General features: G+C 38.7%; 12 protein-coding genes and 3 tRNA genes. 6 read left to right on the plus strand and 9 right to left on the minus strand.

Annotation, left to right across the window (positions count from 1 at the left end; all coding sequences use genetic code 11):
* Positions 1-107: 107 nt before the first annotated feature.
* The 3 genes from L2764_RS08795 to L2764_RS08805 form a co-directional block, all read right to left on the minus strand.
* Complete coding sequence (locus L2764_RS08795) at positions 108-1,163, minus strand: porin (protein ID WP_248939850.1); 1,056 nt, start codon at positions 1,161-1,163, stop codon at positions 108-110.
* 395 nt (positions 1,164-1,558) lie between these two features.
* Positions 1,559-2,617 carry a porin gene (locus tag L2764_RS08800; protein ID WP_248939851.1) on the minus strand — a complete coding sequence of 353 codons (1,059 nt, stop codon included), beginning with the start codon at positions 2,615-2,617 and terminating at the stop codon, positions 1,559-1,561.
* Between the two features lie 241 nt (positions 2,618-2,858).
* The gene (locus L2764_RS08805; protein WP_248939852.1) at positions 2,859-3,908 is read right to left on the minus strand and encodes a porin; all 1,050 of its coding nucleotides are present in this window, start codon (positions 3,906-3,908) and stop codon (positions 2,859-2,861) included.
* 600 nt (positions 3,909-4,508) lie between these two features.
* On the opposite strand from L2764_RS08805, the gene tcdA reads away from it, so the two are divergent.
* Positions 4,509-5,330 (plus strand): tRNA cyclic N6-threonylcarbamoyladenosine(37) synthase TcdA, encoded by an 822-nt coding sequence (tcdA, locus tag L2764_RS08810; RefSeq protein ID WP_248939862.1) that lies wholly within the window; start codon positions 4,509-4,511, stop codon positions 5,328-5,330.
* A 30-nt stretch (positions 5,331-5,360) separates the two neighbouring features.
* Positions 5,361-5,951 carry a superinfection exclusion B family protein gene (locus L2764_RS08815; RefSeq protein ID WP_248939853.1) on the plus strand — a complete coding sequence of 197 codons (591 nt, stop codon included), beginning with the start codon at positions 5,361-5,363 and terminating at the stop codon, positions 5,949-5,951.
* A gap of 20 nt (positions 5,952-5,971) precedes the next feature.
* Here L2764_RS08815 and L2764_RS08820 read toward each other — a convergent pair whose 3' ends face one another.
* The 6 genes from L2764_RS08820 to rsgA form a co-directional block, all read right to left on the minus strand.
* Entirely contained in the window at positions 5,972-6,166 is a 195-nt protein-coding gene (locus tag L2764_RS08820) for a bacterioferritin-associated ferredoxin (protein WP_248939854.1), read from the minus strand.
* Between the two features lie 292 nt (positions 6,167-6,458).
* Positions 6,459-7,385: a D-2-hydroxyacid dehydrogenase gene (locus tag L2764_RS08825; protein ID WP_248939855.1), complete on the minus strand. Its 927-nt coding sequence runs from the start codon at positions 7,383-7,385 to the stop codon at positions 6,459-6,461.
* An 86-nt stretch (positions 7,386-7,471) separates the two neighbouring features.
* Positions 7,472-8,170, minus strand: a complete 699-nt coding sequence (locus L2764_RS08830; protein WP_248939856.1) for a glycerophosphodiester phosphodiesterase — start codon at positions 8,168-8,170, stop codon at positions 7,472-7,474.
* Positions 8,171-8,173: 3 nt separating this feature from the next.
* Positions 8,174-11,374, minus strand: coding sequence for a mechanosensitive ion channel domain-containing protein (locus tag L2764_RS08835; RefSeq protein ID WP_248939857.1), 3,201 nt, complete (start codon positions 11,372-11,374; stop codon positions 8,174-8,176).
* A 365-nt stretch (positions 11,375-11,739) separates the two neighbouring features.
* Positions 11,740-12,618 (minus strand): archaetidylserine decarboxylase, encoded by an 879-nt coding sequence (gene asd, locus L2764_RS08840; protein ID WP_248939858.1) that lies wholly within the window; start codon positions 12,616-12,618, stop codon positions 11,740-11,742.
* An 18-nt stretch (positions 12,619-12,636) separates the two neighbouring features.
* Positions 12,637-13,707, minus strand: coding sequence for a small ribosomal subunit biogenesis GTPase RsgA (gene rsgA, locus L2764_RS08845; protein ID WP_248939859.1), 1,071 nt, complete (start codon positions 13,705-13,707; stop codon positions 12,637-12,639).
* Positions 13,708-13,836: 129 nt separating this feature from the next.
* On the opposite strand from rsgA, the gene orn reads away from it, so the two are divergent.
* From orn to L2764_RS08865, 4 genes are all read left to right on the plus strand, one after another.
* Positions 13,837-14,382: an oligoribonuclease gene (gene orn, locus L2764_RS08850; protein ID WP_248939860.1), complete on the plus strand. Its 546-nt coding sequence runs from the start codon at positions 13,837-13,839 to the stop codon at positions 14,380-14,382.
* A gap of 186 nt (positions 14,383-14,568) precedes the next feature.
* A tRNA-Gly gene (locus L2764_RS08855) sits at positions 14,569-14,644 on the plus strand.
* A 116-nt stretch (positions 14,645-14,760) separates the two neighbouring features.
* Positions 14,761-14,836: transfer RNA gene (locus L2764_RS08860), tRNA-Gly, on the plus strand.
* 117 nt (positions 14,837-14,953) lie between these two features.
* Positions 14,954-15,029 (plus strand) — tRNA-Gly (locus L2764_RS08865).
* The last annotated feature ends 158 nt before the right edge of the window (positions 15,030-15,187 follow it).

Raw genomic sequence — 15,187 nt, forward strand, 5'->3', positions numbered from 1 at the left:
TATTAGAGGGAGGGTATTTAATGAGCGATGGATCGTTTGGTAGAATATTGTCGGCTTTTAAAAAGTGAAAACATCCCTGTACAAAAAATCGGTTGTTCCACATTGTATTAAAAGTGATAATCGACACCGACCGTCATGATATTGTCATTGGAAAGTGAAACTTGAGTATTGGAGAGATTATAACTGCCTTTATAGAGGCTGTAATGAGTATAAAGCGTGGTGGAATTAGATAAAATATAGTCAGCACCAAGCGTAATTTGTGACATTTTCACATTTGAGAAGGTACTTCTGTCGGTACCGCTCCCCCCCGTTGCATTCTTGAAATAATAACCTAATCCTGAATTATCAGAGCCATACTCTGCTTTTAGGTTGATATTATCGAAAGAGTACATCAGATTTAAAAAGTAACTATAACCTTTCATGTCGCTTTCTGTGATGGTTAAGCTTTTGGTGTATTGATATAACCCTCCGACAGTAAATTGCCCTAATTTGAACTGCGATACACCTCTATACGCATTTACTGAAGATATCCCATTATTATAGCTTGCTGATAAATAGTATTTTTGGTCATTAAAGTGTTTGTCACCTAAGGTGGCAGATAAGGCATACTGACTATTAATATCAACAGTGTTGTCAGTGGATTGATTTGCAGCCATTAAGTAAGTCGCATTGAGTGTGATCAAGTCAGCAAGTTTGGGAGAGTAGTACCAAATACCGTCCGCGCTGCGAGTTTGGCCTGCGACTAAGTTATTGATATCAGCATTACTGCCATTAAAAAGATCGATATTGCCTTCACTGGATTTAAAGACAGTGTTGTTACGACCAACCAAAACGGTACCGAATTGATTACTGCCAAGCCCTAAATAAGTATTATAGGCTTCGATTGGGGTTGATGAGCCATCCGTGCTAGCGTTATAAACTTGAAAGCTCATCTTATAGATGATGCTGACATCATTAGTGATCCCTTCACTGCCTTTAATGCCTATGGCTGCCCAGTTTTCTATTGAGGTGCCTGATTTATCATTTCGGGTTCCATAGGCTGTATTCGAGTTGACAATAGAATTATTCATTTCGCCAAAAAAAGTGATATCGTCGGCATAACTAGTAGACGAGAGTAGGCATACAATTGATGCCATAGGTACCAATAAAGTCAATTTACTCATTATTATTCTCAATTATGGTCATGTAACAGCGAAAGTATTAAATCTTCATTTTGAATAATGGGAGGGAATAATAAGTAATAAATGTATTTAAAATCTATTTATTTAATTAATTAATCATGAAACTAAGGTTAATAAACAAAATAATCAATACCTGACTTTAAAAACAAAACCTAGAATATATGTTTTTTTTCTAAAATTAATATAGTTATAACAAATGCGTTGTAATGTTAACTTTTATTAAGGCTGGTGGATGATGGTGGGGTTTTTGTGAGTTGGTGCATAGAGGTAAGATTTAATTACTATATAATTAATGTGATTAAATGTAAGTGTTATGCATTATTTATTTTTAAATTAAATATCAGTGTTAAGTAAAAAGGAGGCAGAATAAAGGCGAGTTAAAAATTATAATCGATGCCAATAGTCAGCACTTTATCATTTTCTAATGAAGTATTTATTCCAGAATTGCTATAATCCCCTTGAAACATAATCGCATGGGTATAAAGTCGGGTTGATGCTGAAAGCATATAGTCGGCTCCAATGGTGATTTGTTCTATTGAAATATCAGAATAGTGGCTTCTATCAATGGTGCTACCTGAACCTCCTGTCGCGTTGGTAAAATACCAGCCCAATCCTGAGGTGTCTTTTCCGTATTCTACTTTAAAATTTATCCTATTCAGATTATATTTCAGGTTGATAAAATAAGTGTTTCCTTTCATGTTTTTTTCATTTAATTTAATGCTTTTAGTATGTTGGTAAAGCCCCCCTAAAATAACGTTGCCGAGCTTTATTTGTGCGACTTGTCGATAGGCATTTATCATGTCAATGCCTTTGTTGTAAGCACTTGCAAAATAAAATTGTTGATTTAATAGGTTTTTGTCTCCTACTACGGCGGTTAGCGCATACTGTGAACCGGTGCTCTCACTTGGAGTGTCGGCTTGATTACGGGTCATTAAATAGGTACTGTTGAGGCTGATAAGATCCGCTATTTTTGGAGAGTAATACCAAATTGCATCTGCGCTAATCGTTTGTCCTGCGGCTAAATTGCCAATATCTGCATTGGTAGAATTAAAGAGGTCAATATCACCCTCTGAAAATTTGAATACAGTATCATTTCGTCCAATTAAAAGAGTGCCATAAGCGCTCTCTAAGCCTAAGTATGTATTATAGGCACCAGTAGGATTGTCGTTGCCATCAAGACTGGCGTTATAGACAAGTGAACTCATCTTGTATAATACATTAAGCTTGCTACTGATTTCGTCTTTACCTTTAATTTCTATATATATCCAATTTTCTAGTGAAGAGTTTGATTTTTCACTGAGTGTGGCATATGGAGTATTGGAATTTGAGATGGAGCTGTTTATTTCTCCCGAAAATTGTGTGTTATTTGCTTGAACCTTATAGGGAGTAAAGCAATATAAAAAACAACAGAGTATTGTATATATGGAACGATTCATTGTGATTAATCTTATTTGTATTTATTCTCTGCGAAAAGAGGAATGCATGTGTTGTTTGTGTTAATCTATTTAACAATTAAGTGATGCTTGTGTTTATTTTGTTAGGTAATTAAAATGATTTTTCTTGGTATTTGTTTTTTGTTTTATTTTTAGGTTGTTTGTATTATTTGTAATATAAAATGTTATCCTTAATATTTTTACATACATTTAGTGGGGTAAGGAATATAAAGTATATATTAACCTAGAAGGTATAATCGACACCCACGGTGAAAATATTATCATTTTGCAATGATGTTACTACCGCTGAATTTTTATAGTGACCTTGATACATGATGTAGTGGCTATAGAGTCTCGTGGACTCTGAAAGTAGATAGTCAGCACCAACAGTAATTTGTGTCATGTTAATATTGGAATATTCACTTCTGTCGATGAGTGTGCTGGTGCCACCTGTGGCATTAGTAAAGTATCCCCCCAACCCTGAAGTATCGGCACCATATTCGGCTTTCAGGTTGACGCCATTGAGATCATATTTGAGGTTTACAAAATAAGTGTACCCTTTCATGTTCTTCTCAGTGGTTTTAAGGCTTTGAGTTTGTTGGTATAAACCTCCTAAGGTAAATTTACCGAGTTTGACTTGTGCCACTTGTCGATAGGCATCAATAGAGGCGATACCTGCATTATAGGAACTGGCTAAATAGAAGTTTTGATCATTTAGATTTTTGTCGCCAATAATCGCGGTTAGTGCGTATTGAGAGCCTATATCTGCTGTAGTATTGACGTTTTGGTTCGCAGCCATCAAATAAGTTGCATTTAAGGTGAGTAAATTAGCCAGTTTAGGGGAGTAATACCAAATCGCATCTGCACTTCGGGTTTGGCCTGCAACAAGGCGATCAATATCGGCATTGCTACCATTGAAAAGATCCACTCCACCTTCTGAAAATTTAAAAACAGTATCATTTCTTCCTATTAATACAGTACCGTAGAGGCTTTGCAAGCCTAAATAGGTATTGTATGGGCTTAATGGTGTTGATGAGCCGTCAGTGGTCGCGTTTAATACCTGAAAACTCATTTTATAGAGTATTTTTAGGCTACGGCTTAGTTGTTCACTGCCTTTAATACCCAATGTGGACCAGTTTTCTAATGAAGTTCCTGTTTTTTCACTTCTTGTACCATAAGGGGTATTAGCGCTAGCGATGGCGACATCCATGTTGCCGTATACTGTTGGCCCTTCAGCATATGCTGTGTATGAAATCATCGCCAGTATAGGCGTTAATAATCGCGTTTTATTCATGCTTGCTACTCTCATTTAGTTTGCCGATTTTTATTACGGACAGAATATTTATTCTGTGTAATTGATGGCAGGATGAGACTAACGTTTAATAATGATTAAACATCTATTTTGACTATTTTTTTGATGAATAATGATAAAAAACTCAAAGTTAAAACCTTTAATTGATTAAAACTCTACTTTTATAGTGTTTACTCTTTTATAGGTGGTTATTCATTCGCTACAAGTGAGTATTAACATTAACTTTTGTACATCTTAATCGTTTTTACTTCAGTACTTACTATATTATTGTATCGATTTTGAGTGATAATTTTAATGTAACGTATTTGAACTTATCAACTGAGTGGCTGTATTTTATTTAATGGGTATTCTGTTGTTCTCTTTATTGTTGTGTGTTTTTAGCGCTGATATGTTGTATTTTTAACAATGAGTCAGTGGTAGCTTTAACTTAGATTTAGCAGCTAATCGAATGGAAAAGTTGATTGGAGGTAGGCGATTTAAGGGGTTAAATTGCTTTTAGGCATTTAACGTCTTTTGAGATAAAATCTCTTTATATTATTTGTTTTACTTCTTGTTGTAGGTGTAGCTTTGAGTTCTAAAATTATTTCAGATGCTTATATTAATCGCTTTGCGGGGATTGGTCGTTTATATGGGCAGTCGGCATTAACATCATTTGCTCATTCTCACGTGGTAATTGTCGGTATTGGTGGTGTTGGAACTTGGGTCGCAGAATCACTGGCAAGAAGTGGGATCGGGGAAATAACCCTGATCGATCTTGATGATATTTGTGTAACCAATACGAATAGGCAATTACATGCGTTAAAACAGACAATAGGCCAATCTAAAGTTGAAGTCATGGCAGAGCGTATTCGCAATATTAATCCCGATTGTAAAGTGAATGAGATTGAAGATTTTATTACACCAGAAAATTTAAGTGAGTATTTTGCTTCTAAAAAACAAGCGGGGACACTTGACTATGTAGTTGATTGTATTGATGCAGTTAAACCTAAAACAGCGCTCATTGCGTGGTGTAAGCGAAATAAGCTTCCGATTGTGGTTGTCGGTGGTGCGGGGGGGCAAATGGATCCGACGCAAGTGCAGGTGGCGGATTTAGCGAAGACCTACCAAGATCCTTTATTAGCTAAGGTGCGAAATTTACTGAGGCGTGAATATAATTTTTCTAAAAATACTGCTCGGCGTTTTAGTATTGAGGCGGTATTTTCGACAGAACAATTGATGTACCCGCAAAGTGACGGTAGTGTATGTCATACTAAAGCGAACGCTGAGGGGAGCATGCGTATGGATTGTGCTTCAGGTTTTGGTGCTGTCACTGTTGTTACAGGGACTTTTGGCTTTATTGCAGCCAGTCGTGTATTGATTAAATTAGCCAAAAAATCTGCAATTACTGCCGAAAGAGTGGTTTAACATTTACACATTAAAGGCTGAGACTAAAAGATGAAAGGCTTTTCTTTGAGGATGTTTTTCACTCAAAACAGATTACAGAGCGTTATATTGTGGTTAGCGATCTGCTGCGCCGGATTGCTGGTATTATCGCCGGGTTTACTGACGGCGATGCGGCTCAATGAGATCGCAATCAAATATGGTATGTACGCCGGAATAGGCTTATTGATCAGTTGTGCGTATATATTAACGAGGATCGTTAATTATTTTCTCGATGAAGCGATTTGTTTTTTGCAAGATAAACGAGAAAAAGAAGCTATTATTGAAAAAATAAAATTACTGGATGGTAGCGAAAGGGCCTTGTTACGGGAGTTTTTTCTTCAAGGTGAAACAGTATTAACCTTACCTCAAGATGAACAAGCTGTAAAAAGTTTAGTGACATCGAATATCTTGGCATTATTGGGGAATCAAAAGCATTATGCCATTCAGGGACCGACTTCGGATTACAAAATCTCCATGCGAGCAAGAGGACATCTGAATCGGCAAGTATTACGTTTTCCCACAGGAGAACCCAATAAGGAGGAAATGGACATTTTATTGAAGTCGAGGCCTGACTTCATGAATTCTCTTATTTCTCCTCGGTAATGAGCCTGAATTCACGTTAATTAGTCGGTCACTTCATAAAAATTAGAGCTGAGTTCGCGCTCTTTTTGAATGATCTGTACAGCCATTTTTGCACATTTACCACATTGCTCTGCCACACCTAGACGATGTTTGACATCCGCTAAAGATTTATCTCCCTGATTTACAGCTTCTTTTATTTGAGTATCCGTGACCGCGTGACAAATGCAAACGTACATTGATAGGCCTCCAACGTTATAAGTAATATAAGTGTAAATGAAAACAATTCTCACTGCTAATAACAGATTGGTATAATGAAGGTTGTTTTTCATTGATTGTGTCAGAATTGAGTGAAAAGCATTCGGTTCAAGTGAGGACTTCGCTGGGAAATAAAGCGAGGAAAGATTAAGTTGGAGATCGGGATCTCAGTTTTTTTACTAAAGTAAAATTATTCTCTAAGTCATACAGCTATAAGACTGAAGCTCATTACTATATCGAAGGTCAGTGCTGACAACCCTAGAATATAAAGGATTAATAGCCTTTTTCAAAATCAATTTGATGCAGTAGTGTTTTACTGTTTATCCAGCGAGAATAGTTTTGGACAAATATTTCAACGACTTGTTCAGGAAAGCTGGGAGCTGCGATATGAGGAGTGATAGTGACATTATTAAGTGACCATATAGGATGTGCTTTTGGAAGAGGTTCTTGATTGAATACATCAAGAATAGCCTGTTGCTCTTGATGTTGACTGAGTTGTTTGAATAAGGCATCGAGATCTAATACATTACCTCGGCCTAAATTAAATAGAATGGCATTAGGCTTCATTAATGCGAGCGTTTCTTCATTAAGAATATTTTGAGTGTCAGTGGTGTTAGGTAATATGCTGGCGATGGTATCAGCATGAGGTATGTACTGATTGAGATGACTTAATGTATCAATGCTATTAAAGCCTTGTGCGGGCTTAGCGCTGCGATTAATACCAACGACTTGCATACCGAAATGCTTTGCCGTTTTCGCGATATGTTGAGCAATAGAACCCGTTCCGAGTAAGAGCAAGGTCTGATCTTGTAAACTTTTAAAGCTGGAGGGCTGCCATATTTTTTGTTGCTGTTGTTGTTTATATTTCTGATGTTGTCGGCTGTGAGCGAGTAAGTATCCAAAAAGGTACTCACTCATCAAAGGGCCAAAAATACCTCTAATATTGGTGAGTTTATAATCTTTTCTGAGTTTGGGCTTTACCAGAGGATCGATTCCAGCAAAGGTCGATTGTAGCCATTTGAGATTATAGGCATGGGAGAGTATAGGGGCAGCTAAGTCAGGCTCTGCTAACCAAATATCGGCTTTTTGAATATTAATGGGATCATCATCAAGTAAGTGAAGTTGGGGTAATTGGCATGAGCTGAGTAATTGTCGATAACTGACGTTTGTTTTTGTAAGCAAGAATAACTTGTGCTTCATTGCCCCTCCTTGGTCAAACGGTCACGATTATAGGTTAATCATGCTGAGTCGCTCTTCATTTAAGTCTATATTGAGTGTAGAACAAATCAGCTTTTAATGGGGAACAAGGAAAGCGCTTTATCGGGATAATTGGTAAAAATACCATCCACTCCAGCTTGATATAGATGAGACATATCATCAAGGTCATTGACGGTATAGACAAAGACTTTTATACCTCGATTATGCGCGTCGATAATCATTTCTGGAGTGACAAAATTAAGGTTCAAGTGAATCGAATAAGCACCTAATGTGGTGGCCACTTTGGCCAAAGATAAAGGGACGCCAGCAACGATGGGTGCAAGATATGCTTGCGAGAAAGATTGTCTAAATGTAGCTAAAAAAGGATGATGAAAGGAAGAAATCAATAATTGCTCGGCTTTAAAGCCTAAATCATTAATGAGTTTTGGGTAGAGTTCCATGAAAGGCTGTAGACTGTTGAGACCCTTGAGTTCAATATTGACAGTGCACGGATGCTGTTTTAAATAATCCATTACTTGCCAAAGCGATGGAATGGCTTCGCCTTCAACCTGAGTGTGCTGAATGGTATGAATGTTGGTTTGCTCTATGAGCGGATAGTGCATTTTTGCATTATTAAGGCGTCGGTCATGATAGACGTATAATTCCCCTTTAACATTATGAATATCGAGTTCAACGGCCGTAGCGCCTAAAGCGATCGCTTTTTTCATTGCGGCTAAGGTATTTTCTGGTGCATGACCACTTGCGCCTCGGTGAGCAAATATCATCATAAGTTATGTTCGGATCAGGCCTTGATTGTCTTTTAGAGCGTTATTATTGATATGCACTTCTAATTGAGGATAGGCGAGTTCTAAATTATTTTCACGGAGTTTTTTCGTAATGAGTTTATGTAACTTGTGACGTAAGGGCCAGCGAGCACTCATTTCTTTTGCGTAAGCGCGCACCTCAAAGTTTTGGGTGTGTTGGCCAAAACCGGCAAACCAGACCTCAGGTTCAGGCAACTTCAAGGCATCTTCACATTCTTGTACAGCTTGATATAGCGCGGCTTCTACTCGAGACGGATCAGAATCTCGAGCAACAGAAACATCGATAATGACACGCGTGATGGGATCGCTCAAAGACCAGTTAATCAGTTGTTCGGTAATAAAGGCCTTATTGGGCACAATGATTTCTTTTCTGTCCCAATCGATGATGGTGGTCGCCCTGATTTGAATTTTACTGACGGTACCAGTGAGATCGCGAATCGTCACGGTATCCCCTATTCGTACTGGTTTTTCAAATAGAATAATCAAACCTGATATGAAATTGGCAAAAATCTCTTGCAGACCAAAACCTAAACCAACGGAAAGAGCGGCGACCAGCCATTGCAATTTAGACCATTCCATTCCTAATGTTGAGAACCCGGCCAAAATACCAAAAAATACCACTAGATAGCGGCTTACTGTGGTGATGGCAAACCCTGTGCCAGGGGTTAAATCAAATTTTTGTAAAACGATGAGCTCCATTAACCCCGGTAGATTGGTGGCGATCATCAGGCAGAAACTAACAATAATAATCCCTAATAGTAAGGATTTTAGCGTAATGGGTAATTGTTGTTCCATGCCGTTGACCACAGTGTTACTGGTCCAAAGCGTGACGCCATCCAGTAATGAAAATAATGCGGTATGGGTTTGAGTCCAAAGACCCACTAAACTGGCAAGAAAAGCTAATAATAATAATGAGCGCACTAAACCTAATGATTGACTCGAAATAGTTTCTAAATCAACCTCGGGTTCCTCATAGGTTTCAAGCTGTTCATTGTTAGTCGAGGTATTGTCTTCTTTTTCTCTTTGAGCGAGTTGTTCAGCTCGTTTGGCTTTTGCTCTCTCGAAGGCGATTCGACGCCTTTCTATTAACATCCAGCGCTTGGTGAGTTGATAAGTCATTAAAAATCCGACACCAAAGAGTAATGACAGTTGTAATTGCAATAGCATTTGGAAGGCTGTGTAGTAGTAGCCTTGAAACGCTAATATGGCGCAAGCAGGTGGAACTGTCATTAGCATGATCCATAAAAACTTTTGGATCAGTCTCTTATTTTTATCATTCTGATGACTATGGCTATAGCGTTTAGATAGCGACAAAATATCTTTGTAAAACCAAAATAGCATGATGCAAAAAATAATAAAGGCACCACGACCTAAGCTATTTCTGACCAATGAATTATCTAATATTTGGGTAAATCCGATGGCCCCTAAAAAAGGCACGGACATGATGATAAATTGACGTAAGCGTATTTGGCTGGTGCGAATTAAGCCTCTAGGCCCTTTAAAGTGGCTGATCAATAAACCTTTATCAAGTGCCAGTAAAAAAGCGATACGATAGAGTAAATAAAAAAGGCCAATAGAGAAGAGGGCCATTCCCATTGCTGAAGCGAGGTTATGCGGTGATGAATATAAGATCACACCGGCAACAATGATGGGGGAGGGTTTAATGACGCTATAACAAAGAGAGTTAATCAGTACACTGAAGGTGTAAATAAACTTATCTTGGGTGACATTCCCTACATTGGCCAGATCCCGTCGGACTGAGGCTTTAAATTTAGGGGTGAGAATATCTTGCAGTACTAAGCTTAAGACTAAAATAATAATCCACCAAGACCAAGCTGTATTTTGCTCGTTAAATGAGCTTTTTAACTGTTGCCAAGGAGCTTGTCGAGTCAGCCATTGCCAACTTTGTAGTAGATCTGTGCCCCAAAGCTTACTAATGCTGCTGGCATTGGGGACCCAAAACAAGTGCTCATTTAATGTATTTTTTAAGGTTAAATATTGTTGGGTGAGTTGTTCATTGCTCACTCGTAGATCCGCTAATTTACTTAAATATTGATCATAGCTTTGTAATAGCTGAGATAAGAGTAATTTTTGTGAGTTAAGCAGCTTTTGCTGTAATGTTGTGAAGCTCTCTGATTGTGATAACTGTTGTGAATTAATATTGAGGCTTTGTTCAAGTTGATATCGAGCTAATCGAGCATTGGCTATTTTTGTTTGTAGTTGATCTTGGTTCGGTGGTTTAGGTAAAGATTGCAAAATTTGCAGAAATTGTTCACCGAAAGCTGAATTCAGTTTTATCCAACCAATTTGTTGTTGAATGGTCGTTAATTGCTTCGCTTGAACTTGGTATTGTTTTTCTGCTTTTTCTTGTTGGCTGACTATGAGGCTAATGTTATTGGTCAGTTGTTGTAATAATAAGCCATATTTTTGATTGTCTTGACTGACTTGTATGGTAAATGGATTGGTATTTTCATTGGTTTGTATTTTACTGTCGGCTATGGCTGCCGAAGTCTTTTGTTGTCTTTTTTCAGCGATTTGGATGTTAAGTTCTTCAATTAAGGCTTCTTGTTGTGCGAGTTGTTGGCGAACAAGCTGCAATTGAAGTTGGTTGAGTTCTATGCGTTTCTGGCTACTGGCCAATTCAGCTTCAAGAGTGGTAACGGTTTGGTTATATAATGTTCTTTGTACCGTTAATAGATCCGTTCCTGGGGTTTTATTATCGATAATCGGGTTTTTTTGATGTTGTTGTAAATTATTTCGAGCATCAGTAATTTCACTGGGTAACCCATCTCGACTCTTCATTAGTGAGTTGATTTTATTGCCTAAGGTGACTTCGATTTCTTTTAATTCAGACAGACGCAAATAGGCCATCGACGCTTGTTGATTGAGATCTTGTTTGATTGACCAAGTCAGTTTGATAGTAGCATTAGTGAGTTGGGCTGCAAGGCTCTGTTTATGAGCATTAAAGTTCTTAAGCAAATCTTGTGCATTTTTCTCTGTGACTTTGAGTTTATCAACTTGTGCTTGTATGGAGGCGATTTTATCTTCAGTGGTAAGGACTTGTGTTTTGTCAGATGTTATGCCAATTCGCTTGTCGAGCTGCAGGGGATCCGCTCCATACGCAGAAAGAGACATGAGGCAGAATAAAAACAATAAAGCACGGTACATGAAGAAGCTGCATTAATGAGAGAAACAAGGCTTCATACTAGCTAAGTTCGCTTAAGAATGAAATCACTGTTGAGTAACTTTTATTGAACCTTTGATGACTCTGATCATCTTGTTAATTAATGGTGTTAATTATTGGTTTTATGTTGTTTTCAATGCGGGGGGGCGGGGTAGACGAAAGGGCTAGCTCAAATGACAGCACATTGATAAAGTGATGCCATTATGCTCATTTTTAAAATGAGCTTGCGCCGCATTTTTTATTAAGCCGTTTCTATATCAAGTGCCTTCTTTCTAAGGACGCTTTATTCGACTCAAGTTATCTATTTTTAAGACGCCCCTCTGATTTATAAAGGGGCTTGAGGCTGAGATCAATCTGACTTGCGAGTGGCTGGTAAGCTGGCGAACAGCTCTCCCATACGCGTGACCGACTTCGGGGCGAGATCAACAGCAAAACTATCAATGGCACCTTTTTCAAAAAGAATGACAACAGTGCTACCTAATTTAAAGCGTCCCATTTCACTGCCTTTTGCAAGTGTGATGGCATCAGGGCCCGATGTGGGGTAGTCCCAAGTGAAAACATTTTTACCCGTCGGAGGGGTAACCGTTCCTGCCCAAACTGTTTCGATGCTGGCAACGATTGTTGCTCCCACAAGTACCATTGCTATAGGGCCAATGGCGGTTTCAAATATGGCGACAACACGTTCATTACGCGCAAATAAACCGGGAACATTTTCGGCCGTTAATGGATTAACTGAAAATAGATCGCCTGGTACATAAGTCATTTTAGATAAGGTGCCTTCGATGGGCATATGAATACGGTGGTAATCTTTTGGTGCTAGATAAATAGTGGCAAAGTTCCCGTCAATAAAGCGTGTGTCATCGTCACTTTGATCACCTAATAATGCCAGTGAAGAATAATCATGGCCTTTCGCTTGAAAAATACGGCCTGCTTTAATGGGACCCAATTGACTAATCGCTCCATCAACAGGATGAACAATAGTGTGTTCTTGCTCATGAAGAGGGCGGGCGCTAGGTTTTAATGCGCGAGTAAAAAAATCATTAAAACTGCGATAAGCTTTTGGGGAGCTTTCTGCGGCCTCAGTCATGTCGACTTTATATTTCTTAATGAAGCCTTTTATCGCGGCAGTGGTTATTGCTCCCATTTCAGCACTTGCGAGTTTACCCACAAGGCGTGACAATAAGTGTTTCGGTAACAGATACTGTAAAGCAATTTTTAACTTATCCAATGTTTGATCCTTGTACTCTTATTCATTCGGGCCAATTCTAAAGTGACGAGCATGTCGTTGCTCATCTAAGCTGGCAATGATTTTATGGTAATTATGATAACGATCGTCACTAATGTTACCAGCCTTATAGGCATCGGTAATCGCACAGCCGGGATCATTTAAATGCTTACAGTCTCTGAATTTACAGGTGCCGAGATAATCTCTAAACTCAATAAAACACCAACCAACGCGTTCAGCGGGTAGATGCCAAAGTGCAAATTCTCTGACGCCGGGAGAGTCGATGAGATCGCCGCCGCTATTGATATGTAACAGTTTGGCTGTTGTCGTTGTATGTTGGCCTAGCCCTGAGCTTTCAGAGATATCTCCGATGAGTAATTGAGCATCGGGCATCATGGCATTGATGAGTGATGATTTTCCGACACCAGATTGCCCAACAAAAACACTGACCTTATCTTTCATTAAGTCATGTAATGTATCAACGCCTTGATTTAAGGTGCTACTGACTTTGTAAACCGAATAACCTACGTCACGATAGCGTTGGAGTGCGGCTTCAATTTCCTCTGCTTCATCTTCTGAAATCAAATCGATTTTATTTAAAATGATAATCGGGGCAATGCCTGTATCTTCCGCGGCAACTAAATATCGATCAATAATCTGGGTTGTAAAACTAGGTTTTACAGAAGAAACAATAAATATTTGATCAATATTGGAGGCAATAATTTTGACGCCATCATAAAAATCTGGACGTGAGAGTAGAGAATGCCTAGGGTGTACGGCTTCAACAACACCCGCGATTGCGGTGGGATTAGCCTGATTAATATGTTGAGACAACCTCACGATCACTTTATCGCCAGTGACTAAGCTTTTAATATTTCTTCTTATGTCACAACGCGAAACTTTACCATCTGGGGTTTCAACATCAGCATGTTGGCCAAAGCGAGAAATAATAGTGCCAGCTTGTTCAATGCCTAAAGAACTATCTTGCAGTTCTGGAAGAGGCTCAGCAATATTGTGTTGTTGTAGCTTCTTTTTATGGTTGGTCCGCATACGGCGTAATTGACCATGACTCAATGGTTTTTTTTTGCTCACAGAATATAGTCTTCGTCATTTGTCTTAGGATTAGTAAGACAGATTTTGTGTCTGTTAGATAAGGCAGTATGATACACGGTCTTAAAGAAAAAAGCCTAAATTTAGATAAACCGGATTAAAGAGGATGCTATGACTACCGATGCCAACAACCTAATATGGGTCGATTTGGAAATGACGGGACTTGATCCTAGTGTCGATAAAATTATTGAAATTGCAACAATAGTGACAGATAAAGAATTAAATATTCTCGCCGAGGGTCCTGTACTGGCCATTCATCAATCAGATGAGCAATTAGCCTTGATGGATGAGTGGAATCAGACACATCATGGAGATTCAGGGTTAATTGAGCGAGTGAAAGCAAGCAAGGTTAGTGAGCAAGATGCGATCGAAGCGACGATTGCTTTTTTATCTGAATATGTGCCTTCTGGTGCTTCCCCTATGTGTGGTAACAGTATCGGGCAAGATAGACGATTTTTAAATCGTTATATGCCTGAACTGGAAAATTTCTTCCATTATCGTAATATTGATGTCAGTACGATAAAAGAGTTGGTTAATCGTTGGGAGCCTGAAGTGATGAAAGGCTTGATTAAAAAAAATGCACATCAAGCTTTACTCGATATTCAAGAGTCAATTGCTGAATTACAGTATTATCGTGCAAAAGTATTTAAAATTTAGTCAGTCAGTAAGTTTATTTACAAGAAGGGGTTGCAGTACAGCGAAATTCTCCTATAATGCGGCCTCAACTTTACAGCCTTTGCTTGTTTTAAGCTGCGAAGTTGAAAGTAAGGTAGTGCGACATTAAGTTAGTTGATAGGGTTGAATACGATACCTTATTAATTGGTGTAGTGAAGCAGAAAAAATGCGACATTAGCTCAGTTGGTAGAGCGATACCTTGCCAAGGTATAGGTCATCGGTTCGAACCCGATATGTCGCTCCAAATAAATGATTTAACTCAGTTGGCAGAGTAATAACTTGCTGATGTTAGGTCATCGGTTCGACCCATTCTTTACAAATAGAAAGGTCGCTCCAAATATATTGAAGTTTTAAAAAGATGCGACATTAGCTCAGTTGGTAGAGCGATACCTTGCCAAGGTATAGGTCATCGGTTCGAACCCGATATGTCGCTCCAAATAAATGATTTAGCTCAGTTGGCAGAGTAATGCCTTACTGACGTACAGGTCATCGGTTCGAACCATTCTTTACAAATAGAAAGGTCGCTCCAAATATATTGAAGTTTTAAAAAGATGCGACATTAGCTCAGTTGGTAGAGCGATACCTTGCCAAGGTATAGGTCATCGGTTCGAACCCGATATGTCGCTCCAAATAAATGATTTAGCTTAGTTGGTAGAGTAATGCCTTGCCAAGGTATAGGTCATCGGTTCGAACCATTCTTTACAAATAGAAAGGTCGCTCCAAATATATTGAAGTTTTAAAAAGATGCGACATTAGCTCAGTTGGTAGAGCGATACCTTGCCAAGGT

Origin of the sequence: Shewanella surugensis (genome assembly GCF_023284005.1) — a bacterium.
In the GTDB taxonomy this organism is placed as follows: domain Bacteria; phylum Pseudomonadota; class Gammaproteobacteria; order Enterobacterales; family Shewanellaceae; genus Shewanella; species Shewanella surugensis.